This is a genomic window from Variovorax sp. dw_954, from assembly GCF_018449755.1.
Lineage (GTDB): Bacteria > Pseudomonadota > Gammaproteobacteria > Burkholderiales > Burkholderiaceae_C > Variovorax.
Genome location: NZ_JAAVVD010000021.1, coordinates 91,430 through 114,240, shown reverse-complemented (window position 1 = coordinate 114,240; position 22,811 = coordinate 91,430). Strand labels below are relative to the sequence as shown.

General features: G+C 63.3%; 22 protein-coding genes and 1 pseudogene. 5 read left to right on the top strand and 18 right to left on the bottom strand.

The window, feature by feature from the left end:
* Positions 1–205: 205 nt before the first annotated feature.
* Positions 206–1,138 carry a transposase gene (locus HB681_RS27290; protein ID WP_213958007.1) on the bottom strand — a complete coding sequence of 311 codons (933 nt, stop codon included), beginning with the start codon at positions 1,136–1,138 and terminating at the stop codon, positions 206–208.
* Position 1,139: 1 nt separating this feature from the next.
* Here HB681_RS27290 and HB681_RS27285 point away from each other — a divergent pair, with 1 nt between their 5' ends.
* Both HB681_RS27285 and HB681_RS38400 read left to right on the top strand, forming a co-directional pair.
* Positions 1,140–1,646 carry an H-NS family nucleoid-associated regulatory protein gene (locus tag HB681_RS27285; protein ID WP_213958006.1) on the top strand — a complete coding sequence of 169 codons (507 nt, stop codon included), beginning with the start codon at positions 1,140–1,142 and terminating at the stop codon, positions 1,644–1,646.
* A 310-nt stretch (positions 1,647–1,956) separates the two neighbouring features.
* Positions 1,957–2,052: pseudogene (locus HB681_RS38400) on the top strand (transposase); the annotation flags it as partial.
* Positions 2,053–2,776: 724 nt separating this feature from the next.
* On the opposite strand, the gene HB681_RS27275 reads toward HB681_RS38400, so the two are convergent.
* On the bottom strand, positions 2,777–3,199 hold the full coding sequence (locus tag HB681_RS27275) for a hypothetical protein (RefSeq protein ID WP_213958004.1): 423 nt from the start codon (positions 3,197–3,199) through the stop codon (positions 2,777–2,779).
* Between the two features lie 286 nt (positions 3,200–3,485).
* On the opposite strand from HB681_RS27275, the gene HB681_RS38395 reads away from it, so the two are divergent.
* A complete protein-coding gene (locus tag HB681_RS38395) occupies positions 3,486–3,743 on the top strand; it encodes a hypothetical protein (RefSeq protein WP_256735124.1) in 258 nt (85 codons plus the stop codon).
* On the opposite strand, the gene HB681_RS38390 is transcribed toward HB681_RS38395, so the two are convergent.
* The 11 genes from HB681_RS38390 to hydA form a co-directional block, all read right to left on the bottom strand.
* Entirely contained in the window at positions 3,740–4,039 is a 300-nt protein-coding gene (locus tag HB681_RS38390) for a hypothetical protein (RefSeq protein ID WP_256354470.1), read from the bottom strand. The two genes, HB681_RS38395 and HB681_RS38390, sit on opposite strands and share 4 nt — an antisense overlap.
* Positions 4,040–4,391: 352 nt before the next feature.
* Entirely contained in the window at positions 4,392–4,742 is a 351-nt protein-coding gene (locus HB681_RS27265; protein ID WP_213958003.1) for a hypothetical protein, read from the bottom strand.
* Between the two features lie 501 nt (positions 4,743–5,243).
* Positions 5,244–6,005 (bottom strand): SDR family oxidoreductase, encoded by a 762-nt coding sequence (locus HB681_RS27260; RefSeq protein ID WP_213958002.1) that lies wholly within the window; start codon positions 6,003–6,005, stop codon positions 5,244–5,246.
* Positions 6,002–6,919, bottom strand: a complete 918-nt coding sequence (locus HB681_RS27255) for an allantoinase PuuE (RefSeq protein ID WP_213958001.1) — start codon at positions 6,917–6,919, stop codon at positions 6,002–6,004. Before HB681_RS27255 ends, HB681_RS27260 begins: the two co-directional genes overlap by 4 nt.
* Positions 6,906–7,442 (bottom strand): ureidoglycolate lyase, encoded by a 537-nt coding sequence (locus HB681_RS27250; protein ID WP_345944760.1) that lies wholly within the window; start codon positions 7,440–7,442, stop codon positions 6,906–6,908. Before HB681_RS27250 ends, HB681_RS27255 begins: the two co-directional genes overlap by 14 nt.
* A complete protein-coding gene (locus tag HB681_RS27245) occupies positions 7,409–8,317 on the bottom strand; it encodes an NAD(P)-dependent oxidoreductase (RefSeq protein WP_345944759.1) in 909 nt (302 codons plus the stop codon). The genes HB681_RS27250 and HB681_RS27245 overlap by 34 nt, the downstream gene beginning before the upstream one ends.
* A gap of 26 nt (positions 8,318–8,343) precedes the next feature.
* Positions 8,344–10,005, bottom strand: coding sequence for an ABC transporter ATP-binding protein (locus HB681_RS27240; RefSeq protein WP_213957998.1), 1,662 nt, complete (start codon positions 10,003–10,005; stop codon positions 8,344–8,346).
* Positions 10,002–10,847, bottom strand: a complete 846-nt coding sequence (locus tag HB681_RS27235) for an ABC transporter permease (protein WP_213957997.1) — start codon at positions 10,845–10,847, stop codon at positions 10,002–10,004. Before HB681_RS27235 ends, HB681_RS27240 begins: the two co-directional genes overlap by 4 nt.
* Positions 10,844–11,887 (bottom strand): ABC transporter permease, encoded by a 1,044-nt coding sequence (locus HB681_RS27230; RefSeq protein WP_213957996.1) that lies wholly within the window; start codon positions 11,885–11,887, stop codon positions 10,844–10,846. The genes HB681_RS27235 and HB681_RS27230 overlap by 4 nt, the downstream gene beginning before the upstream one ends.
* Before the next feature lie 67 nt (positions 11,888–11,954).
* Positions 11,955–13,571, bottom strand: a complete 1,617-nt coding sequence (locus HB681_RS27225; protein ID WP_213957995.1) for an ABC transporter substrate-binding protein — start codon at positions 13,569–13,571, stop codon at positions 11,955–11,957.
* A gap of 18 nt (positions 13,572–13,589) precedes the next feature.
* A complete protein-coding gene (hydA, locus tag HB681_RS27220) occupies positions 13,590–15,044 on the bottom strand; it encodes a dihydropyrimidinase (RefSeq protein WP_213957994.1) in 1,455 nt (484 codons plus the stop codon).
* Positions 15,045–15,432: 388 nt separating this feature from the next.
* On the opposite strand from hydA, the gene HB681_RS27215 reads away from it, so the two are divergent.
* Together HB681_RS27215 and HB681_RS27210 are read left to right on the top strand one after the other, a co-directional pair.
* The gene (locus HB681_RS27215; RefSeq protein ID WP_213957993.1) at positions 15,433–16,164 is read left to right on the top strand and encodes a GntR family transcriptional regulator; all 732 of its coding nucleotides are present in this window, start codon (positions 15,433–15,435) and stop codon (positions 16,162–16,164) included.
* 60 nt (positions 16,165–16,224) lie between these two features.
* Positions 16,225–16,881 carry an HD domain-containing protein gene (locus HB681_RS27210; protein WP_213957992.1) on the top strand — a complete coding sequence of 219 codons (657 nt, stop codon included), beginning with the start codon at positions 16,225–16,227 and terminating at the stop codon, positions 16,879–16,881.
* Here the strand turns inward: HB681_RS27210 and HB681_RS27205 are convergent.
* From HB681_RS27205 to HB681_RS27185, 5 genes are all read right to left on the bottom strand, one after another.
* Positions 16,828–17,997, bottom strand: a complete 1,170-nt coding sequence (locus tag HB681_RS27205) for an MBL fold metallo-hydrolase (protein ID WP_213957991.1) — start codon at positions 17,995–17,997, stop codon at positions 16,828–16,830. The two genes, HB681_RS27210 and HB681_RS27205, sit on opposite strands and share 54 nt — an antisense overlap.
* 37 nt (positions 17,998–18,034) lie before the next feature.
* Positions 18,035–19,330, bottom strand: a complete 1,296-nt coding sequence (locus HB681_RS27200; RefSeq protein ID WP_213957990.1) for a porin — start codon at positions 19,328–19,330, stop codon at positions 18,035–18,037.
* 143 nt (positions 19,331–19,473) lie between these two features.
* Complete coding sequence (locus tag HB681_RS27195) at positions 19,474–20,853, bottom strand: MFS transporter (protein ID WP_345944758.1); 1,380 nt, start codon at positions 20,851–20,853, stop codon at positions 19,474–19,476.
* Between the two features lie 219 nt (positions 20,854–21,072).
* Positions 21,073–22,050: an NAD(P)H-quinone oxidoreductase gene (locus tag HB681_RS27190; RefSeq protein WP_213957989.1), complete on the bottom strand. Its 978-nt coding sequence runs from the start codon at positions 22,048–22,050 to the stop codon at positions 21,073–21,075.
* 14 nt (positions 22,051–22,064) lie between these two features.
* Positions 22,065–22,808 carry an Asp/Glu racemase gene (locus HB681_RS27185; protein ID WP_275946418.1) on the bottom strand — a complete coding sequence of 248 codons (744 nt, stop codon included), beginning with the start codon at positions 22,806–22,808 and terminating at the stop codon, positions 22,065–22,067.
* Positions 22,809–22,811: the final 3 nt, after the last annotated feature.

The following is a 22,811-nucleotide window of genomic DNA, read 5'->3' as shown; positions in this document are numbered from 1 at the left end:
GGTGGAATATTCAGATGTCCATCACGTGGCGCAGCATGTGGAATGGCACTCGCCCGGAGGAGGCGTCCTCGCATTCTGAAATGACAGTGCGAAAGCGAACCATCGAACACGCGTTCGGAACTCTTAAGCTGAAGTTCCACGACCAGTCAGGCGAGATTCCCTTGTGATTCAAGCACTTGCCTGAATTTGCGGGGATGGTTTCTGTCTACGGAGTGATGGCCTGGGCGAGCGCGAGGGCGCGCTGATGCAAGGGCTGCGCGGTGGTGACGATGTCGAAGGTCGGCGCATCGGGGGCGCCGTCGGGCGTGCGGCAGGTGTTGCGCACGACGGTGGCGAGTTCGTTCATCAACGTTGCGAAGCTGTGCGCGGGGGTGCCGTCGGCCAGCGTATGGGTTGAGACCTTTTGCTGCGCTGTCCCGGAGCGTTTGGCAGGGGCCACCGGATCGCGCGTGGCCTTGGCCTGTTGATCGGTATCGGCGAACATCAACTCGCGCCAGGCCTCGCGCAGATGCCACTCGACGTAGTAGGCCAGCATGCACAGGAAGATGTGCGCGCGCACCCGGTCGGCCAGGCGGTGGTGAATCGGACGCACCTTCAGATCGATCGTCTTGATCGAGCGGAATGCGCGCTCGACATTGGCCAGCGACTTGTAGTTGCGCACGCACTGAGCGGCGTCCATTTGCGCGGCGGCCACCGAGGTGCGGATGATGTACAGGCCGTCCAGCGCGGCCTCGCTGGCGATCTCCTCCAGCTTGCGCGTCCAGGACAAGGCGATGTCGGTGATGCTCAGCTCGAAGTGCTTGGCGACCTTGTACTGGTTGATGACGCGACCCACCCGCAGCCCGATGGCATCGGCCCCTTGGAGCTTGCCCGCGTGCACGCGCTGCTGGACCTTGGCCAGGTTGGCCTCGGTGGCGGCGAGCAGTTCCTCGCGCTTGTGCGCGCGCAGCTTGGCCAGCGCATCGTTGCGACACGCCACCAGGCGCTCGCCGGGATAGTCGGGCGAGGCGAGTTCCACCAGATTGCGCTCATCGAACAGGCCCAGTTGCAGTTGGCCCTGCTCGACCAGCGAGCGGATCGAGGCGCTCTTGAGCGCCGTGATCCAACCCACGCCGTCGCTCTCGCGTTCAGGAGACACGATGGCCCAGAGCTACGCACAGATCCAGAAGCAGATCGCATCATTGCAGCGACAGGCTGAAGCAATTCGCCTGAGCGAACTTAAAGGCGTTATAGACCGCATCAAAGTCGCAATCGCGCACTACGGTCTGACACCTGCGCAGTTGTTCGGCTCGACCAAGTCGCCCACGTCGAAGAAGACCGTTTCAGTCACTGAAAAGTTTGTCGACGGGAAAGGCAACGCGTGGTCAGGTCGTGGGCCCCGACCTCAATGGCTCCGCGATGCAATTGCGGCGGGAGCGAACATCGATGATTTCAAGCCTGCTCCGGTCTCAAGCGCTGTCGCCGACAAATCCTCAACAGCGGTGGCCAGCGCTACCGTTAAGAAAGTAAAGCGCGCGGCATCAAAGGCCCTATATGGCGACGATATGGGCAACACTTGGACCGGACGCGGACCCAAGCCAGGGTGGCTGAAGTCAGGGCTGACCGCTGGCAAAGATCTTAAGGACTTTGCAACGCAAGCAGACTGACCACGTCGCATCATTGGGGTTGCGGCAGGTCCACCTAGACTGCCAGTCGAAGCGGAGGTTCAGACTGTTTGCGGTTCGGAGCGCTTGTAGATGGTGACCGCTCAGCGCTACGTTGCAGGAGTCGAGCAGCCAGACGACCGCCCTGCTTGCTTCCATCGTTGGCCGCTGTTAGACATGTAGGGAGCCACGACTCAATCTAGGCGACGTGGAGTTCGCAGTTGCTGTTGTGACGTCTCCCCCGAATTCCGGACTTTTCAAAACTAGAGGTACGGTTGCTTTCCGGTGGCCCGAAGGGGCGCAAGGAGAAGCAATGAAAAGGTCGAGATTCAGCGAGGAGCAGATCGCGTATGTGTTGAGGCTGGCCGAGTCGGGGACGCCTGTCGTCGACGTGTGTCGCCAGATCGGCGAATTTGCGACGTCGTCCGCGTCGATGCGCCTTGTGATGCTGGCGGGCGAACAACATAATCAGCCCGGCAACTGCAATTCAAGAAAACAGGAATGCCTCGTCGTCTTGCTGTGCAAAGCGCGAGGCAATTCCCACCTGATGCCCCAAGCCCCCGCCGGGCGACTCGTGAGCTTGGCAACCTGAAGAAACGTGCCGTACGAATCGGGCGCAGTCAGGCATGAAGTCGGTCGGTCCGAGCCTGCGCGTGAACGTTTTTGATCCGGCGGACCATGTCAAAGTCCCTGCCATCGGCAGGCCCAAGACCGCAAGCATCCAGTAGACCCCGCAGTCCAAGGGAATGCGCATTGCGCCACGCCCAACATCAGGGCAGTGGTCTTCGAAGGAGTGAGCCTGTTCTCCGCCCCGTTGTGATCGAGGTGATCGCGCGCACCGGGTTACCGCCAAGCGCGTCCGACCACGACCCGCGCGCACCGGCATTCAAGGCATGCCGCGCAGTTCAGAAGGCCTCACCGCCGGTGGGGGGCCGCTACGGATGTTGGATCCTGTGTGAGGTCCCGAAAGCATCACCAGACGTTGCCGCGGCCTGCGCAAGCCAGTTCTTCAGTTCTTCAGCACCTCGCAGAATTGTTGCTGCCACTCGGGCCGCGAGAGTTGGTGGTCCGCCCCTCCGATGACATCGTGCTGCATGAGCGTGCGCCATACAGTGCGCGGGCATAGCTGTCGCTCACGGCATGCGGCACGATCTGGTCCAGGCCGGATTCGACGAGCAGCCCTCGAGGTGGACGAGCAACTCTTCGCCTCCGAACCGCGCGCACGCGCCGAGCGCCTTGTTCTGGCGCGGTTTCAGCGGACGCTTGCAATACGCCGCGAGGTCCTCCTTGTCGAGTTGCCGCCTTGGGCGTGGTCCAGCCCTCGTCCGACAATCCAGTTGCAGCGCGTGGAAGCGGTCCAGCAGACCGGACTGCGTCAGCCGGTCGACCAGAGGCTCTGGGCAGGTCAGACGGATCACGCCTGCGGCGTTGCGCTTGGAAACGACCAGCTCCTGTTCGAAGTCGCCGACGGCGACCTCGACCTCCCGCGGCCTGCAGCACTTCCGTGCCGAAGTCGGTGAGCCGGTAGCCGCCGGTGTGGCGCTGGACCAGCGCACAGCCGATGTTCGTGATGAGCGACAAGTTCGTCGACCTGCGCACCGGCGGAGGCCGACGTCGCGCTGCGCTCAGGCGACACCGACGATGCGGTGATGGTCGGGCGCAAGGTCGGCGACTCGCTGTGGCCCGTCTATGCGAGCAGGGACTATGTGGCGCGGCATGGCCAGCCCGCATCCATCGATGAACTTGCGGCGCACCCGCTGGCGGGGTTCGAAGAGCCCATGGCAGGCCATCGAGCCATCGAGCCATCGAGCGAGCCAATGGCTGCTCCAGGTGGCACCGGCCGTGAACATCGTGGCCCGCAGCGTCAGCGTGCTCGGGCTGCTGCTGTCGGTGAAGGCCGGTGTCGGCATTGCGCCGCTGCCGACTGCCCTCGGGGATTCCGAGGCGGACCTGGTCCGGGTGCTCCGGGCCGATTCCGGCGCTATCGCGGGACTGGCGCCTGCTGGCGATGCCCGAGATCCGGAAGACGGCGCGCGTCAGCGCCTTCTTCGACTTCATGGTGGCGGAGTTCGAGGCTCTCAAGCGATCATCACGGGCTAGCGAGGCAAGCCTCGGGCGCGCACGAAACGCACCTGCGCCATGTGCGGCAATTCGTCCCGCACCAGTTCCCGGGCGTCGTCGTCGACGCATTCGAAGAGCGCATCAGGGATCTCGTCCTGTTCCAGCGAGAACAGGATCTCGATGGCCTCCTGCTGGGCTACGGAGAAGGTACCGGTACGGTGCTGGAACTTGTCGGCCGCTGCGATGGGCACCAGTTCGCACAGATCGAGCAGTTCGAGCACGTGCTTGACTTGCGAGGGCGTGAGGGGCTTGGGGATCGCGGATGACTTCTTCATGGCAAATGAATCCTTGAGAGACGTGGCAGAGGACTGTTCCCGGGGTTGTGGAGCAGTCTCTGCGCCAGTGCTTAAGCGTCGCTGAAGTCGGCTTTGCCATGAGCCCTGCGGATCGCAGGAACCCGATCCCGGCGTGTGGAAAGTCTCCTCACGGCGCTGATCCTCCGCGGGCCGTCGCGCCATTGCGTCGGCATCCGCCGAAGCGACGCATCCGTCTCTATCAGGCGCCGCAGCGGGAGGCTCCGCAATCCGCGCTGATGCCAGGCTCTTCCCCGTTTTCTCCGGCGCTTGGCTTTTGGGCTGCGCCGAATAAACGGTTCACGCAGACCCTGCCGCGCGACGCGGGCCGCGGCTACGCCGCCTTGCGCAGTGGCACCGCCACGCGAACTTGCAGCGCGCAACAGACCTCTACCAGTTCCGCGGCAACGGCCGCCGGTTCACGGAGAAGTTCCGCCACATCGCGTTCTCCTACGCAGTGTCCCTCCAAGCGCACATAGATCCGCGGGAAATTCCCCCCGAGACCACGTGCCACATCAAGCAGGCAATCCGCCAGTGTGGCAAAGCCCTCGTCGACATAGGACACCGGTGGCACCACGCCATGCGCACGCGGCGCCCGAACGCCGTAGGTGTAGGTCGACGCGAGCTTCCGCAGTTCGACAACTGGCTGCATCACACGATCGGCTTTCGCAACAATTTCGAGCATGGCCCAGTCTAAGGGCCGCCGCCGCCGCCGCGACAACGGCTTTGGCGTTCCGACCGGCGGCATGGGCACGGGCAGAACAACCGCACGATTTCTTTACCTTACATAACCAGTGCAACGCCGGGCCTGTACGACAGGTATTTGCGGAGCCGCTGTAGGTCCTTGCCTAGCGCTTCGCGAGCGCGACGTGCCGGCTTGGGCGCAGGCACCGTCGAAGGCGACGCCATCGCGTGCTGCTGCGCGCCAATTGGGCAGACATCGAAACGCGCGAGTTCCTCGACACGATCACGCCCGGGCCGGCGCAGAAGAGAGGGCACGGCTGAATGCGCCGTGCGTCGCCGCATTCATCGTGGGCCTTGCGGAGTCGAAACGCGCTCCGAATTGCGGAACGCTTTCCCGAACCGGCTTCTTCTGCTCCGCTACTAGGCGAACGCGATCGAGCGGAGCGACCTGCATACCGACAGCAACCCGGCCATGACGCATCAGACAGCCAAGTTGGACGGATCACAACATGACGTCGCCCCCGTTGGGCGACAAGGTCTGGCCTGAGTAGAAAGCGCCGGCGTCCGACGCCAGCAGCAGGGCCGTCGGCGCGATCTCGTCGACAGTTCCGAAACGGCCGATCGGCAACTGCCCCTTCTTCATGTCCAGCCATTGGGCGCTGTGGCTGCGAAGCAGTTCCGTGTCGACGGGGCCGGGTGCGATCGCGTTCACCATCACGCCGACGGGAGCACCTTCGTAGGACAGCGCTCTCGTGAAACCAACGACGCCGGCCTTGGCCGCACAGTAGTGCGCAAGGCCCGGTGCGCCCTTGTAGGCCAGTTGCGATGCGATGTTGATGACACGGCCATGGTTGCGCTCGACCATGCCGCCGAAGAACGCCCGGGTCACCAGCATGGTCCCCCGGAGGTTGATGCCGACGATGCGGTCCCAGTCGTCGTCGCCCGTCTCGCTGAACGGCCGATCCCCGCCTCCCACGCCCGCGGAGTTGACGACGATGTCGACTTCACCGAGCACCGACCGGGTCCACTGGGCGAATGCCGTGACGGCGACCGGGTCGGACACGTCGCAGGAGGCCGCGTGAACCGACAGCCCCCGGCTGGACACCCGTTGATTGAGTGCACGGACTCCGTCTTCGTCGCCAACGTGGCAGATCGCGACCTGCGCACCGTGTTCGACAAAGGATTCCGCGATCGCTGCACCGATTCCGCGGCTGCCGCCGGTGATGACGGCCCGGCGGCCGGTCAGATCGAAAGTGTTTTTCACAGGGATGAATCCGGTTTGTAGGGGTGGAAGCAGTGCCAGTGCTGCGCGATCTCGACGCGTCGGGTGATCCATACGTCAGGGAACCGGGCGACGTGATCGAGAAATCGTTCGAAGGCCGCCGCTCGCGCGGGATGGCCCACCAAGCGCATGTGCAGGCCCACCGACATCATCTTGGGCTGGGACTTGCCTTCTCGATAGAGCATGTCGAAGGCATCGCGCAGGAAGCCGAACCATTGGTCCCCCGTGCTCACGCCGGCGGCGAACTGGCCGTCGTTGTTGGTGAGCGAATAAGGCACGACGAGGTGGGGTTGGCCCTCCACGAGCTGCCAGAACGGCAGTTCGTCGCCGTAGTAGTCGGAGTCGTAGAGGAAGCCGCCCTCCTCCTTCAGCAGGCGGCGGGTGTTCACGCTGGGCGAGTAGCGGCAATACCAGCCCAGCGGACGCTCGCCGATCGAGCGCTTCAGCGATTCCACGGCGCGACGAATGTGTTCACGCTCCTCGGCCTCGGAGAGAAGGTAGTGCTTGATCCAGCGCCATCCATGCGAGCACACGTCGAACCCCGACGCGCGGATGGCCTCGCACACTTCTGGATTGCGTTCCAGTGCCAATGCGCACCCATAGATGGTCGCCGGCATCTGGCGCTCCTGCAGCAGGCGAAGGATGCGCCAGAAGCCGACGCGGCTTCCATACTCGAACAGGCCTTCGGCCGCGAGGTCGCGCCCCGGCACGCCGCTGTTGAGTCCGCTGCTCTCGGTGAACCAGGTCTCCGTCTCGCTTTCGCCGTCCTGCAGGGATGGCTCGGATCCCTCTTCATAGTTCAGGACGAAGTTCAAGGCGAGTCGTGCGCCGCCGGGCCACTGGGGGTCGGGCGGGTTCCGGCCGTATCCGACGAAGTCTCGTTCAAGGTGATGCATGGTGACTGTCTTTCAAGGCGTATGGCAATGCGATGGCGAGCGGCGGAATGTTGGCGAAGCTTTCGTCGCTCCCGGTTCCGTCGCGCCACATGAAGATGGCGTGCGTCGACGCGCGGTCGAGCACGTGCAAGCCCAGGTGCCACGTGCCGGGAGCGTAGGTGACCGCCTGGCTTGCCGAGGCAACGAATGCACGGATATGGGCTGCGTCCGGCTGCCCACTGTCGTCGGGGGCGACCACCACCAGCCAGCGGGCGGCATTCATCGGGACGAAGGTTTGCGAGGAATGCGCATGGCGCTCGAGACTGCGGACCACCAGGCTTTCCCCGAGCATCGGCGCGTTGCGGACCAGGGACAGCGACGGCTTGGCGTGCGGTCGCGCCGTCGAAAGCGCGCCGTCGAAGTAATCGCGCCCCGGCTCGATGGGCGAAGGATGGACTGCGCCGAACGGTGCGAAGCGTTCGGCGTTCAACTCGACCGGATGCACACGCCTCACGATCGAACCTTCCTCTGATTGGCCAGCCATGCCGAGTAGCTCGCGATGCCTTGCTGTAAATCGACATGTGGTGAGTAGCCCAGATCGCGGCGAGCGGCTTCGATGCTGAATCTCGCCTGCTTCTCGTCGACGGGGTCGTCGCCGGCTTTCAGCTCGATGTCGGCATTTTGGTGGACGACCCTCACCAGCCGCGCAACCTCGCCGAGCGCAACCCGGCCATCGCCCGTGATGTTGTAGGCGTGCTGTCGAAGCTGTGGCGCATCCAAGGCCAGGAGCAGTCCGTCGACGGCATCGTCCACGTGGATGAACTGTCGAGGGAAGTCGAGGCCAAACGCCATGCGCGTGGGCCGTTGCGCCTGCGCGTCCTCGATCATCGTGCGGATGACGCAATCGGTGGTGCGCCGAGGGCCGTAGACCCAGGAAAGGCGCACGCTGACACCCGACAGCCCATACTGCTCGGCGTAGGCCTTCACGATGTATTCGGATGCCACCTTGCTGGCACCGTAGAGGCTGCCGGGCCGCAGCAGCACGTCTTCCTCGATCGACGACTCGCCGTCGGTCACTGTGCCATACGCGCTGGTGGACGAGCAGTATACGAAGCGGCGGGCTGCATGCACGCGGGCCAGTTCGAGCATGTTGGCTGTCCCGACGATGTTCACCTGCACCATCGAGTACGGGCTGTCCCTGGCAACCATCGGACCGGAGTAGGCGCCGCAGTGAACCACCGCATCGATGCCGTCTTTCGCGAGCGCGTGCAAGCAGTGGACATCGCCGAGGTCGCAAGGCTGCACGTCGACACCATCGGCAATGGATTGCGCTTCCCGGTCCAGCGCGATTACCGGACGACCCAGCCCCGCGAGCTTCTGGACCAGGGCGCGACCGACGAGTCCGGCCGCGCCGGTCACCAATGTCGGCTTTTGCGACAGCCCGGTCATTCGTGCACCTCCATATGGGGAAGGTTCTGGCGAGGCTGCGCACGAACTTCGATGGGAAGTTCGGCATCCAGCAGTTTGCGGGTGTAGGCCTCGACAGGACTGGCGAAGATCTTCTCCGTCTCGCCCTGCTCCACGATCTTGCCGTGACGCATCACGGCCACGTAGTGCGCCAGCGATCGGACGGAGTTCAGGTCGTGCGTGATGAACAGCGCGGACAGGCCCATCTGCGCCTGGAGGTCGCGCACGAGGTCGATGATCTGTGCTCGCACGCGGATGTCCAGCGCGGTCGTCGGCTCGTCGAAGATGACGAAGTCGGGTCGGACCGAGAGCGCTCTCGCAATGCCGACACGCTTTTGCTCTCCCGCCGTGAGCTCGTGGGGATACGACTCCAGGCGGTTGCGTCCGATGCCGACAAGGTCCAGCAGTTCCAGCACCCGCGAGGTCTGGTCGGCACGCGTCATGGCTTCGCCCAGCTTGAGGGGCTCCGCCACCAGGTCGCGTACGGTCCATCGCGGATTCAGCGCGACGTAGGGTTCCTGGAACACCATCTGCATTCGACGGCGGATCGGCCGGAATCCGCGGTCGGACAGCGGCAGCGTGTCCTGGCCGTCGAAGCGGATGACGCCGGAGTCGGCCGCGAGCAATCGCACCAGGCATTGGCCCATGGTCGTCTTCCCGGAGCCGCTCTCTCCGACGAGCGCCAGCGTCTCGCCCTTGCGGATCGATAGGGAGACGCCATCGACCGCCCTGACGACGGACTTCGAGCCATCGACCTTGAAGGTCTTCACCAGGTCGACCACTTCGAGCAATGGCGGTCTTGATCCGCCGCCGGCACCGGCGTCGCCCGATTCGTCCATCGGGGTGGGCCGGACGCTTGCCGCCTCCAGGAGTTCACGGCTGTAGCGTTGCCGCGGCCCCTCCTGCAGGAAGGATCGCACCGGTGCCAGCTCGATCAGCTGGCCCTTGCGCATGATGCCCACCCGGTCGCAGTAGCTGGCCACCATCCCGAGGTCATGGGTGATGAGCACGACGCCGAGGCCCAGTTCCCGCGCCTTCTGAACCATCAGGTCCAGGACCTGCAACTGGATGGTCGCGTCGAGGCCGAGCGTCGCGTCGTCGGCCAGCAGTACCTTCGGCTGCGCGATCAAGGCCATCGCGATCACGACGCGCTGCGCCATGCCGCCGGAGAGCTCGTGCGGATAGGCGTGGGCCCGCGCCTCGGGGTTGACGATCCCGACCTGCTCGAACAGATGGATCGAATCCCGCCACGCCTGTGCCTTGCCAATGCCGCGATGGGCCCGGAGCACGCGTGCGATCTGCTCGCCGACCTTGACGACCGGGTCCAGCAGTGCCTTGGCGTTGGTTCCGATCAACGCGACGCCAGCGCCCCTGAGCATGCGCTTCTCGGTGTCCGTCATCGTCGCAACCGGTTGCCCGGCCACGAGGACCTCGCCGCCGCTGATCCGGCCCGTGCCGGGCAGCATGTCGATGATAGCGCGGGCGAGGACCGACTTGCCGGCCCCCGTCTCGCCAACGATGCCGATGATTTCACCTTGCTTCAGCGAGAAGCTGACCCCTTGCAAGGCGGGTGTGTCGGCGTGCGCGAACGATACCGACAGGTTGCGCACTTCAAGAAGCGTGGGACTGGCGTCGCTCATGGTTGGGTCCTAGATTGCGGGTCGAACTTTTGCTTGGCTGAATCGCCCAGCAGCGCGAAGGTCAGCACGGAGAACACGATCGCCAGCCCGGGAAACAAGGCGATCCACCAGATGCCGAGGATCATCTGCTGCGCGCCATTGCTCACCATCAGGCCCCACTCGGGCACGGGCATGCGAACGCCTGCGCCGACAAAGGACAGCCCGGCGGTCAGAAGGATCGCCATGCCGATGCTGATCGAGATCTGCACGATCGCGGGAGTCAGCGCATTGGGCAGGATGTGACGGAACATGATGTCGACGTCGGTCGCTCCGCTGCAGCGCGCTGCCGCAATGAATGGCCGCTCGCGCAGGGAAAGGACTTCTGCCCGGATGAGGCGGGCGAACACCGGCGTGAACAGAACCGCGAGCACGATGGCCACGTTCCAGATCTCCTGCCCCATGACGGAAACCAGGACCATGCCGAGCACGAAGACAGGGAAGGACTGGACGAAGTCGAAGATTCGCATGGCCAGGGAACTCGCCCAGCCCCGGTAGTACCCGATGGCCAGGCCGATCGGGACGCCGAGCGCGAATGCGATGGCGACGGCCGTCACGCTGATGAGAAGGTTGATGCGGGTGGCAAAGACGACCCTGGAGAAGATGTCCATGCCGGACACATCGGTGCCGAAGAGGTGCTGCCAGGAAGGCGGCTGCAGGGAATTCATCGGATCGGCAGTGACCGGCGAATACGGCGCGATCCACGGCGCGAAGACGATCGCCACCACCTGGATGAGCAGGAGGACGAGACCGATGGACATGCCTCGGCCGCCCGTTCCCCGGAAGAATGCGTTCAGTCTGTTCATACTTCAATCCTTGGATCTGCCAGGCCGTAAAGGACGTCGACGACGGTATAGACGACCAGGATGAAAGCCGAGGCCACCAGGACAAAGCCCTGGAGCGCGGGATAGTCGCTGTTCATGACAGCCGATACCGCGTATTGCCCCAGGCCGCCCCAGGCGAAGATGGTCTCGACCAGCACCGCCGCCCCGAGAAGGAACCCGAACAGGAAGCCGACCATGGTGATGATGGGCGGCAGGCTGTTGCGCAAGGCGCTTCGGATGAGTTGCGCTTCCGTGAGCCCGCTGGCGCGGGCGTGCCGGATGTACTCGCTTCGATAGTTCTCCGCAAAGACCATCTGCGTCATCTTCATGAGTGCGCCGGCGTTCACGATGGCCAAGGTCAGGACGGGCAGGCAGAGCCGTCCCAGCGCCGATTGAAAGGCGGTCAGGTCGCCCGCCAGCAAGGAATCGATGGTCAGGAAGCCCGTGATGACCGGCGGCGCGGACACGATGGCATCGAGGCGGCCAAAGGGCGCCGGCGCGATCCCGAAAAGGTAGAAGAGGAAGTAGATGAGCAGCAGGCCGACCCAGAAATCGGGAACGGCGCCTGCGGCAAGGCCGTACACCTTGCTCACCCGGTCGACGACACCCTTGGGACGAACCACCGACACGATGGCCAGGCTGACGCCGATCGCGATCGTTAGCAGCATCGCGTACGTGATGAGTTCGAGGGTGGCCGGCACGCGGTCGAACAGATCGACTGTCACCGGGTTGGCCGTGAACATGGAGGTTCCCAGGTCCCCGTGCACCACGGTTGCGAGATAGCTCACGAACTGGGTCCACAGGCTTCCGGTCAGCCCGAGCCGTTCGCGAAGGCTGGCAATCTGTTCCGGCGTGGCCATGTTGCCTAGCATGAGCAAGGCAGGATCACCGGGCAACAGGCGGATCAGGAGAAAGGTCGCCAGCAGCACGCCAAACATCTGGGGGATCAGGATGGCGAGACGCGACAGGACGATTCGCAACGGTCGCGGAAGCGATCGAAAGGTCGAGCGTAAGGTGAACAAAGTGTCACTCCTTGGTGGATCTGGACAGGATGCGCCGCAGCGCATCCCTGGAGGATTCGGCGTGGGGCTACTTCTTGTAGAAGTCGTACCAGCTGTTGCTGTTGGGCGTGTACCAGCTGTAGCCGGCGACACTGGCGCGCGTGGCCAACTGGTAGCCGGGGTTCATCAGGAAGACCCACGGCGACTTCTCCATCACGATTTCCTGCACGCGCTTCATGCCTGCATCGCGCTTGGCCATGTCGTTGCTGGACAAGCCTTCGTTGATGAGCCGGTCGACCTCTGCGTCCTTGAACTTCGGGTAGTTGATCAGCGAGGCACTGTTCAACCAGAGATTCGCGACATAGGCGGCGTCGGGAACGATGGCCATGTCGCGGAAGAAGTACATGGGGATGGTTCCCTTCGAGTACCGCTCGACCAGCGTGGAGGCCGGGAGCTTGACGAGTTCGACATCCACGTTCGCACGCGCAAAGGCGGTCTTGAGGATGACGGCGATCTCTTCCTCGATCTGGTCGCCGGTGCGGTAGCCCAGTTGCGTCTTGAATCCGGCTTCGAGGCCGGCTTCCTTGAGCAGCGCCTTGGCCTTGGCGACGTCTTGCGTGTAGTGGAAGTACTGGTCTGTGAACGAGGGATAGATCTCCGAGATGGGGCTCTTGGTTGGCCGAGCCTTGCCGTAGTAGACGGCCTTCAGGATCTCGTCACGCGGGACCAGGTAGTTCAAGGCTTGCCGCACCTTGACGTTGTCGAAGGGCGCGCTCGTGTTGTTCATCTCGACGCGATGGATGTAGTTTCCGAACACCTGCCAGACCTTGAGTTGCGGATTCTTCTCGAGGGTCGCCAGTTCGCGCGGCGACAGCCATTCGGCCACATCGACCGCCCCGCCCTGTAGTGCGGCCAGCCGGTTGGCCGAGGTGGGCATCTCGCGGAAGATGATCTTCTTCAGTCGCGGCGCGCCACGGTAGTAGTTGGGGTTCGCCTCGTAGACCACCTCCTGCCCTGACTGGAACTTGGTGACCTGGTACGGCGCGAAGGATGAAGAGTGGTTCGAAAGCCAGCGCGAAGCCCAGGGATCCTCGGCGACGACGTGCTTCCTGGCCTCGGTGGCGTCGAGGATTCCCAGGTCATTGTTCACCCAGATGCGCTCGATCAGCGGTGACGTCTTCGGCAACGTGACCTTGACGGTCATGTCGTCCACCTTGGTGAACGAATCCTCGAACTTCTTGACGCCGAGGATCTGCGTCATGTACCAATGGAAGTTGGCATTCTTGTTCCAACCTCTCTCGAACGACCACATCACATCGTCCGCCTTCATTTCGTTGCCGGCCGCGCTCTTCACGCCCTTGCGCAGGAAGAAGGTGATGGAGGTCTTGTCCTGGGAAACTTCCCACTTCTCCGCGAGCCCGCCGACCAACCTGTCGAAGTTCTCGACCTGAACCCCATCCACGGTCTTCGCCTCATAAGCCAGCAGCCGCTCGTAGATGTTGCGCTTGGCCTCGTGCGTCGCTTCTGTCGGCGGATATTCCTGGTCGAGCGATTCCGGGGTTCTGGGGCCAGCGACGACGAGGATCGACTTCGCGTCCTGTGCGTGCGCCGGCGCCAGCGCCGCGCAGGCGAGGAAGGCTGCCAGGCCGAGGCGATACGCAGGCTTCAGGAACCGACGGTGCGGCGGTTGGGATTCGATGGTCATGGATGCTCCGGGTGTTGCTCAGGGGTTGATGGGATGGGGAAAGATCTCGTCGCGCGGCGCACGCGCAAGGACCGAGGGGCGACCTGCAGGCAGGAACTGGCCGCGATGGCGGGGGCCCACGAACGCCCGGCCGTCCCACATCACCTCGCCTCTCAGCAAGGTGCAGCCTGGCCAGGCCTTGAGTCGCATGCCTTCGTAGGGCGTGTAGTCGACCTGGTGGTGCAGTGCCGTGTTCGTGATCACGACGTCGCGCTCGTCCCAGATCACGAGATCGGCATCGGCGCCGATGCAGATGGCGCCCTTGCGGGGATGCAGTCCGTAGGTCTTGGCGGGGCCGGTGGCCGTCAACTCGACAAACTTTTCAAGGCTGATGCGACCGGACAGGACGCCCTCGGAATAGAGGAGAGCCATCCGCGTCTCCAGGCCCGGAATGCCGTTGGGGATGTGCCTGAAGGCCACCTGGCGGCCTTCAGGTTGCTTGCCTTCGGTGCCTTCGAACTTGAAGGGCGCATGGTCGGAGGAGAACACGGTGAAGAGTCCGTCCTTCAGGCCGTCCCAGATCACTTGCTGGTTGGCCTTGTCGCGCGGCGGCGGACTGCAGATGCACTTCGCACCGTGGTAGCTGTCGTCGATGCCCAGATCTTCCGCCGTGAGGAAGAGGTACTGAGGGCATGTCTCCGCGAAGATGTTGAGTCCCTGCGCCCGCCCCCACCTGATCTGTTCGATCGCTTCGCGGCCCGAGACATGAACGATCAGGATCGGCACGTCGACCAGTTCCGACAGCGCGATCGCGCGGTGCGTGGCCTCGCGCTCGACCAGCATGGGACGCGACTGCGCATGGAAGCGCGGCGCGGTGCGCCCCATGGCTTCGAGCCGCCTGGTGAGCCACTCGATGCAGTCGGAGTTCTCGGCATGGACCATCGCAATCGCCCCGTGCCGCTTCGCAATGTCGAGGACGTCCAGGATCTGCCCATCGTCCAGCTTCAGGTCGTCGTAGGTCATGTAGACCTTGAAGGACGTGTAGCCGCTCTTGATGAGGGCTGGCAGTTCCTCCCTCAGGACGACGGGGGTCGGATCACTGACGATGAGGTGGAAGGCATAGTCGACATGCGCCTTGCCTTCTGCCCGCTCGTGGTAGTCGAGCACCGCGCTCTTGAGACTGGAACCCTTCTGCTGGGCCGCGAAGGGAATCACCGTGGTCGTGCCTCCGCAGGCGGCGGACAGGGTGCCGCTGTCGAAATCGTCCGCCATCCTGATGGGTGACGGGGACGGCTGATCCAGGTGGCAATGGGCATCGACGCCGCCGGGCGTCACGATCCGGCCGCCTGCATCGATCTCCCGCGTGGCTGCGGCGAGCCCGACGCCGAGTTGGACGATCTTTCCGTCGCGAATGCCAATGTCGGCATCGAACACGTCCGAGGCCGTGGCGACCCGCCCGCCACGCACGACGACATCATATGAACATGCAGTCAATTAACTCTCCATGCACCAAAATAATCAACAAACCTTGCACATATTGTCGACAAAATATTGTATTTCAAGCAACTACTCGTTGTCAACGCTATTGTTGAATCCTGTGACGACAATAATTTTGTGCGCTCTGCCCCGTGTGTCGAACGAGTGGAAACCCTTGGTACGAGGGCGTAGGAGCGAAGGTGCTGGTCGCACCTGCCTGGGCGCTGCCATCTCGACGAAAGATCACTCGACCCTCGAGCGGATTGCCGTTGAGGTTTGAGGCACATTCGCACACGAAACCGGGCCACCTGCATCAACAACCAGGCGGGATTGGATTGTCGACAACCCTGTTGGCGATCCAGTTGCAACCGGGATAGACTTCAGTTTTGGCCCGGAAAATCCATCGATGCGAGCTGCTTCCCCCACTGCCATCCCCTCCACTCGTCAAGACAAGGAAGGGAACGAGGAGATCTATGAACGGATCTACGTCGCCATCCTTGAACACCGCCTGCTCCCCGGCTCCAAACTGCCGGAAGAAAAGATGGCCAAGGTGTTCAACGTCAGTCGCTCGCGCATCCGTGAGGTGTTGTCCCGACTCGCGTACGAAAAGATCGTCGAGCTGATCCCGAACCGCGGCGCCTACATCGCCAGCCCAACAGTCGCTCAGGCGCGCGACGTGTTCGAAGCCCGCCGCGTCATCGAGCCAGCGATCATCCACAGGCTGGTGCAGAACAAGAGCGAGCTGGCACTCGAGGGGTTGCGCAAGCACCTTGATCTCGAAGCGCTCGCCAGGAAGCAGAACGACACGCGGTCCGTGATTCGACTCTCCGGCGAATTCCACAACCTGTGCGCCAAGCATGCGGGCAACGCGGCATTCACACGAAGCCTGCGCGAACTCACCAGCTTGACCTGCCTGATCATCCTGCTCTATGACGCCGCACTTTCCGACAGTTGCCGAGCCGACGAGCACGCTCTGATCGTGGAGGCGATTGCAAGAGGAGACGGCGTGCAAGCCTCACAGCTCATGCTTCATCATCTGGATCACATCGAGAGCAGCCTGGAGCTGACCGACCGGTTGAATGCCGAGGTCGACATCGACGCCATATTTGGTGCGCCGCGGGTCGACGCCGCAGCCTGAAGGCTTTGCGTCGTAGGTGCTCGCTCTTGCCAGGCATCGCAATCCGCACCGCCCCCCCTCATGCCCTGCAGCACCTTGAATCAGCAGTTGGCGTTCCTGCGCGAGATTGATCGACTGAAGAGCGTAATTCGACAGTCGCCGCTCCTTGACCGAAGCCGCAAGGAGAACAGCGCGGAGCACTCCTGGCACCTGGCGATGTATGCCCTGCTCCTGCAGGAATACGCCGCTGGAACGGTGGACGCCGCACGCGTGATCCAGATGCTCCTGATACACGACATCGTTGAGGTGGACGTCGGAGACACGCCGATCCATCACGTCCCTGCAGGCGCATCGCAGGCCGAGCTGGAGGCACGCGCCGCAGTACGCCTCTTCGGCATGGTCCCGGGTGACCAGGGCGCCACCTTGCTCGCACTCTGGCGCGAGTTCGAACTTGGACAGTCCGATGATGCGAAGTTCGCCAAGGCCCTGGATCGGGTGCAGCCCCTTCTCGTGAATATCGGCACCGCCGGCGGCACCTGGACGGAAAACAACGTCACGCTCGAGCAGGTTCTTCAACGCTATGGCCCGACCATCGCACGAGGTTCGCCGACGCTATGGGCCGCTTGCGAGCAGTGGGTGCGAGAGCACTTTGCAGCGCGCGACGAGCGTCAAGGAGACTCCGCCTCAGTGCCGAGAGCCAACCCCGATCCACATCAAGTCCTGTCCGACGACCAGTGAACCGCTGAATCCCTGCTGCGCCTTGGACCAGCGTGCCGGGTTGCCGTCGGCGGGGGCAAGGTGCGACAGGACGAGCGTCTTCGCCTTGGCTGCCTGAGCCACCGCGCCCACCTCTTCAATCGTCGTGTGCGAGTGGAGCAGGTGGTGCGCCTTGGCCGCCTGTGAGGCGTTGCGCGGCATTGGCAGCAGTTCGTCGACCCAGCGCGTATCGATGACTTCGTGAACCAGCACATCGGCCTTGTCGGCAAGTCGAATCAGGTTGGCGCTCGGACTCGTGTCGCCAGAGAACACGATCGAGCCATCTGCCGTATCGAAGCGGTAGGCGAACGACGGATAGACCGGCGGATGGCTGACCAAGGTCGCGGTGACCTTGACCTTGTCGTCCTGGTAGACAAGGAACGGCGGCATCTCCGGCGCAGGATTCCTGTTTTCATCCACGACGACGCCTGCGGGGAGCCTGATGTCTTCGACCTGGACCAGCGAACGAGGATCAGGCTTTTGACTGTCCCTGATGTTGTCGTTGATGTCGATCGCGAACGCGCTGTAGATGGACTCGGTCATTCGAACGGTGCCAGGCGTCGGGTCCTGTGGACTGACGACCGCCACGGCTGCCTGCCTTCCCTCCATGGGCACCATCGACCCGCGCGATCCGGGGCCGAATATCCTGACTGGACTGCGTCGCGTGCTGAGGCCGTCCGAAGTGCCGAACATGAAGAGTCCCGGGTAGCCCACCACTTGGTCCGCATGCAAATGCGTGATGAAGGCGGCCCGAAGCGCAGCGAGCCCCCCGCCTGGATGCTTCCCGCCGAGCCCTGCCTGAAGGAAGTGACGTTGCCATCCCTCACCGAAGTCAACGAGGTAGACGTCGCCATCGACCTCAATGGCCGACGAGATGCCTCCCAGCTTCGTCCCATTCCATGAAGTGCGACCACCCGCGGTGCCAAGCAGCACAAGCTTGGTTCGGTAGTCGTGCTGGATCGTGCGAGCCGCGGACGCGGACTGCGCAGCAGGGGTGGTGAACGTCGTGCAACCCGCCATCCCGACCAACGCAACACATGCGCAGGCGAGAAGCGCCAGAGGGCCGTACACGGTCGGATGTCGTGCAATATTTTCCATCGGGGTCGAAGACTGGACTTGAATGCTCCGGCAGCGATCAGAAGGCATGGCGGATGCCAACATCGAACCCCGTCGACATGCTCGGCGCCCAGCGCGAATTGCCTTGCAGGTACGAGTAGGTCTTCAGGTTGACCGAGGCGCCCATCACCGACGGGTTGTTCTGACCGTCGTCAACCTTGATTCGCGCGACGGTGGTGTACAAGGCTGTTCGCTTGGAGAGGTTGTGCACGTAGCTCAATGCAACTTTCGTCGCCTTGGACGAGAGTTCACCGAGGCTTGCTGCGGGTGGTGACAGGAGGGTGCCGGCGACGTTGGTGGACCTGACCTGGCCATAGGACGCACGGATCAGCCCGGGGCCTACGGGAACCGTGGCGCCGATCATTGCGCCGCGGTAGCTGTCCTGGTAGGCCCTGTAGATCGGGCCGGCCTGCGGCGAAGTCGTCGAGACGCGTTGATCGTCCTTGAGCCTTGAGAACTCGCCAAACAGCTTGACCGGGCCGAAATCGTAGGACGCCCCCAAGTTGAGCGTCTTGATCGTGTCTTTCAGCGCGGCGGTATCCGTTTGCACGCTCTCCGCGTATGCGAGCGCTATATCCAGGCCGTTGGAAGCGTAGCCGAATCGACCACCCGTGTAGCGGGCGCGCACGCTGGGGTTCGGATTGGGCGCATTCGAAGTCTTCACGCCTTCGGGCAGTGCGTACATGACCTGCCCGTAGAACCCTCCAAGACCGGACGGAAGAAAGTATCCGATGCTGTTGCTGGCACGCGTGTAGTTGTCGGTGTTGCCCGACAGACCACCGTTCAGGCCTGTCCCGACATAGGGCGCGCTGAGCGATGGCCCGGCTCCGGGCATGAGTCCGGCATTGACGACAGAGAGGTTCTGCGCGACTTGGTAGAGCAGGCTCGCGCCGACTCCTACAGCGCCCATCGGATCGAAGATCACGTCGTTCCAGAACGTAGGAACGTTGTCGCGGCCAAGCCGCAATTCGCCAAGGCCACCTGTCAGACTCAGCGTTGAGCGGCGCTGGAAGAAGCCGACATTTCCAACGTCGTTGGCCAACGATCCTTCCAACCAGAATCCGGCGGCCAGTCCTCCTCCGAGATCTTCGGAACCGCGAAATCCAACGCGGCTCGAGTTGTAGCCAGAGTTGCCCAAGACGGTTTGGCTTTGGCTAGGCGGCGGCGTGGTAGCCGGGCTGCCGGGCACCACATTGCTCTTGACGGTGTAATGGCTCACCGAAGCGTCGACGACACCGAACAAGGTGACGGATGACTGCGCCGTCGCACTCCCGGCGATGGCAAGAACACTCAGGGCGGCTATCGAACGTTTCACGGTGGTTCCTTCTCTTTGGTTCAAACAAAAATCTGCAAGCGGCATCCGGCACGCGCGCTTGCGCCTGCGCGGCATGAGCGCTTCGCTCGAGCGATGGCTGATGGGGTTGCAGGGGGCGCCAGGCTTGGCGCCGGGGCGGGGCGCTATTGCGCCGGGCTCACTGACTTTCGAAGGGGAGAGGCGACGGTCAAGTCGTCGCTGTCGATGTGGGTGCCGCTCTCGTGGTCGCGTGGTTCCACAAGGGGTCGATAGCGGCCAAGCGAGAGCGCGAGGCCTGCCGCCAGCGCGAGCAGCACGGGCATGATCGCGAGTGGCATTGCGTAGGAGCCGGTGTTGTCAAAGTAGATTCCGACAACGATGGGCCCAGCGACGGCACCCAGTCCGTAACCCGCAAAGGCGATGCCGAACAGCGAGCCGAACGCGTCGAGACCGAAGTACGACCGGATGAGGTACGCGATCATGTCGCCCTCCGCACCGATGGTCAGGCCGACCAGGAAGCACGCCGCCAGCAGCAACGGATAGGTGTCGGACACACGGATCAGGTAGGTGCCGACGGCACCCGCCACGAAGAAGCCGCAGGCAACGAACGGCGCATGAATCCTGTCGATCAGGACGCCCGTCAGGATGCGACCGACCAGGAGCCCTGCCCCGACTGTCGAAGCGCTCCGCGCAGCATCCATGGCAGCGAAGCCCTTGCCGACAAGCATCGAAGGAAGATGCGGCCCAAATGACAAGGTCGCGGCGGAGGCCAGGACGAATATCGAGAAGATGGCCCAGAGGCGCCACGAGCGCAGCGCAGCCGCAAATGAACGGCGATAGGCGTGGCCATGCGCGTGCGCCAGATCCTTGTCGAGCTGCGTGCGACGTTCCTTGATCAGCAGCCAGGCAGGCACCGACAATAGCAGCGAGCCGCCACCCAGGACAACGTAGGCGGTCCGCCAGCCCAGGGCCGAGACCAGTGCCTGCGTGAGGCTCGGCATGACGATGGCGCCAGCGCCCAGGCCGCACATCGCGATGCCCACGGCCAGGCCCAATCGTTTGTCGAACCACTGCGGCAGAACGGCGAGGTATCCCAGGACGGACGTCGCTGCGCCAGTGATTCCGACGATCAGTGAAATCCCCGCCCACATCAGCTTGCTGCCATTCTGCAAACTCATCGAAGCGACGCTCGCGGCGAACAGCACGATGGCAACTCCGATGACGCGCTTCACGCCGTAGCGGTCCATCAGTCGCCCCACCAGCGGACTCACCAAAGCGAGTCCGAGCATCGATGCCGCATAGGACAGCGATGCATCGGCGCGGCTCAAGCCGAACTCATGCGATACCGGGCCAAAGAAGATGCCGGCCGTGCTGTTGAAGACCGGTGCGAAGCCCGCAAACATGCCGATCGACGCCGCAAGGACGACCGCGAGGTAGGTCCAGCGGGACGGTGTATCTCGGCGCGCTTTTTTCATCTTTGTCTCCATTGGTTTTGTTGCATGGCTCACGGCGCATGGCCCACGGTGCGCTGCCTGCAGCAGCATTAATTGATGCACCATTAATATGACTTTAGATTTTATTTGATGGTGCGTCAATTAATCGCTGCAACTTCGGTACGGGTGGTTACCCTCGCGCTGCACGCCAATGTCGGCCAGCGGGCGTTTCAAGCGCGGTTTTCGGGAGTTGCGAGCCTCCTGTTTGGAGGCATCGAACAGGCGAGAACGAAGGCGGGCGTGCTTCAGGGCAATCCGCTCAGCGAGGATTTACCAAGTCAAAGCCAGCTTGCCGATGTGCCCGTGGGACTGCATCAGCGCATGCGCATCGACAACCCGATCGAAGGGGAACTGCTGGTGAATGACAGGCACGAACCTCTTCTCCTCGAGCAAGGGCCAGACCACTTCCGACATCCCCCTGAGCACCGATCCCTTCGCTGCGGGAGACAGGGGGCGCAGCACGGAACCGAACAGCGACAGTCTCTTGCGCATGAGATCGACCAGGTCAAGCTCGACCTTGCGTCCGGCCAGCGCGGACACATAGACCATCCTGCCGTCGCGCGCGAGGACCTTGATGTTCTTCGGAAAGTACGAACCACCGATCATGTCGAACACCACATCGACGTGCTTCCTGACAGAGCCACCCGTGAGGACTTCTTCGAAGTCTTCCGAGCGGTAGTTGATGGCTCGCGTGGCGCCCTCCTCCTCGCATCGACGGCATTTCTCGTCGGTGCCAGCGGTGCAATAGACCTCCGCGCCCCAGGCCGTCGCCAGTTGGATCGCAGCGATACCGACCCCGCTCGATCCACCGTGCACGAGCAGTCGTTCACCGCGCTTGAGTGAAGCCTTGTCGAAGACGTTGAGCCATACCGTTGCGAAAGCTTCCGGCAGCACGGCCGCCTGCGCGAACGTCATGCCGCTCGGCATTGGCAGGCATTGAACTGCGGGCGCCGCCACGTACTCGGCGTATCCGCCCCCCGCCAGCAACGCGCAAACGGCATCGCCCTCCTTCAGGCTCACGACATCCTTTCCCACCTGCACGACTTCACCGGCGACTTCCAGGCCAAGGATGTCGGTCGTGCCCGGCGGCAAGGGGTACAGGCCGGCCCGCTGCGCAAGATCGGCGTGATTCATGCCGGCTGCGCGCACGCGAATGAGAACCTCGTCAGGCTCGGGCACGGGCTGCACGCGCTCGGCAAGGCGTAGGACTTCCGGCCCGCCTGCGCGTTCGACTTCGATGACCTGCATGATCGCTCCCGCGCCTATGCCAGCAACTTGCCGAAACCCGGCGTGGCCGCATCCAGCCCGAGCAAGTCCAGCATGTTGCGAACGGTGCAGACGGAGGTCGAGGTCACCGGAATGCCGAGCATGTCCTGTGCCTTCTGGATGGCTGGGATCGATTGCATCTGCACGCAGGCGGAAAGCACCACGACATCGACGTTGGCCGTATCGAGCCGCTTGACGTCATCGAGCAGGCGCATCGGATCCCGGCGCCCGACTTCGAGGTTGTCCGGAATCTCGAAGCTGACGCGATCCTGGACTTCGATGCCTTCGTTCTCGATGTATTCGACGACCTTGTCGGTTAGCGGCTTCATGTACGGCGCAAGCAGCGAGATGCGCCTGGCGCCGAGCGCCTTCAACCCATGGATCAAGGCGCCCGCAGAGGTCATGACCTTGGCGTCCGACTTGTTTTCATTCGCCACGCGCCTGAAATCCGATTCGACCTGGCGGTGATAGCCCAGCCCCTGCGCCATGATGGCCACCAGGCACGCCGTGCTCATCACATCGACGCGCGCGTCGGCCAGTTCCGCGGCGCAGCGCAGCCCCTCGCGGTTCATGGCGGCCAGTTCCTCCACCGTCACGCGATGCATGCGCATCCGGCTCGAGTGAAAGGAGAAACGTTCCGGCCGCAGCGCTTCGCGGGCGCGAAGCATGGCGGGAATCTCCGTTTCCATCGTGGTGTTTGAACTGGGAACGATCTGGCCAATACGAAAGAGAGTGGTCATGAC

What these genes read in the sequence shown, in the direction of transcription:
- HB681_RS27215 (WP_213957993.1), top strand. Translation starts at nt 15,433, where the DNA reads ATGCGAGCTGCTTCCCCCACTGCCATCCCCTCCACTCGTCAAGACAAG.
- HB681_RS27190 (WP_213957989.1), bottom strand. Translation starts at nt 22,050, where the DNA reads ATGCAGGTCATCGAAGTCGAACGCGCAGGCGGGCCGGAAGTCCTACGC.
- HB681_RS27240 (WP_213957998.1), bottom strand. Translation starts at nt 10,005, where the DNA reads ATGAGCGACGCCAGTCCCACGCTTCTTGAAGTGCGCAACCTGTCGGTA.
- HB681_RS27285 (WP_213958006.1), top strand. Translation starts at nt 1,140, where the DNA reads ATGGCCCAGAGCTACGCACAGATCCAGAAGCAGATCGCATCATTGCAG.
- HB681_RS27210 (WP_213957992.1), top strand. Translation starts at nt 16,225, where the DNA reads ATGCCCTGCAGCACCTTGAATCAGCAGTTGGCGTTCCTGCGCGAGATT.
- HB681_RS27255 (WP_213958001.1), bottom strand. Translation starts at nt 6,919, where the DNA reads ATGCATCACCTTGAACGAGACTTCGTCGGATACGGCCGGAACCCGCCC.
- HB681_RS27205 (WP_213957991.1), bottom strand. Translation starts at nt 17,997, where the DNA reads ATGGAAAATATTGCACGACATCCGACCGTGTACGGCCCTCTGGCGCTT.
- HB681_RS27265 (WP_213958003.1), bottom strand. Translation starts at nt 4,742, where the DNA reads ATGCTCGAAATTGTTGCGAAAGCCGATCGTGTGATGCAGCCAGTTGTC.
- HB681_RS27195 (WP_345944758.1), bottom strand. Translation starts at nt 20,853, where the DNA reads ATGCTGCTGCAGGCAGCGCACCGTGGGCCATGCGCCGTGAGCCATGCA.
- HB681_RS27235 (WP_213957997.1), bottom strand. Translation starts at nt 10,847, where the DNA reads ATGAACAGACTGAACGCATTCTTCCGGGGAACGGGCGGCCGAGGCATG.
- HB681_RS38390 (WP_256354470.1), bottom strand. Translation starts at nt 4,039, where the DNA reads ATGAAGAAGTCATCCGCGATCCCCAAGCCCCTCACGCCCTCGCAAGTC.
- HB681_RS27185 (WP_275946418.1), bottom strand. Translation starts at nt 22,808, where the DNA reads ATGACCACTCTCTTTCGTATTGGCCAGATCGTTCCCAGTTCAAACACC.
- HB681_RS27225 (WP_213957995.1), bottom strand. Translation starts at nt 13,571, where the DNA reads ATGACCATCGAATCCCAACCGCCGCACCGTCGGTTCCTGAAGCCTGCG.
- HB681_RS27250 (WP_345944760.1), bottom strand. Translation starts at nt 7,442, where the DNA reads ATGGCTGGCCAATCAGAGGAAGGTTCGATCGTGAGGCGTGTGCATCCG.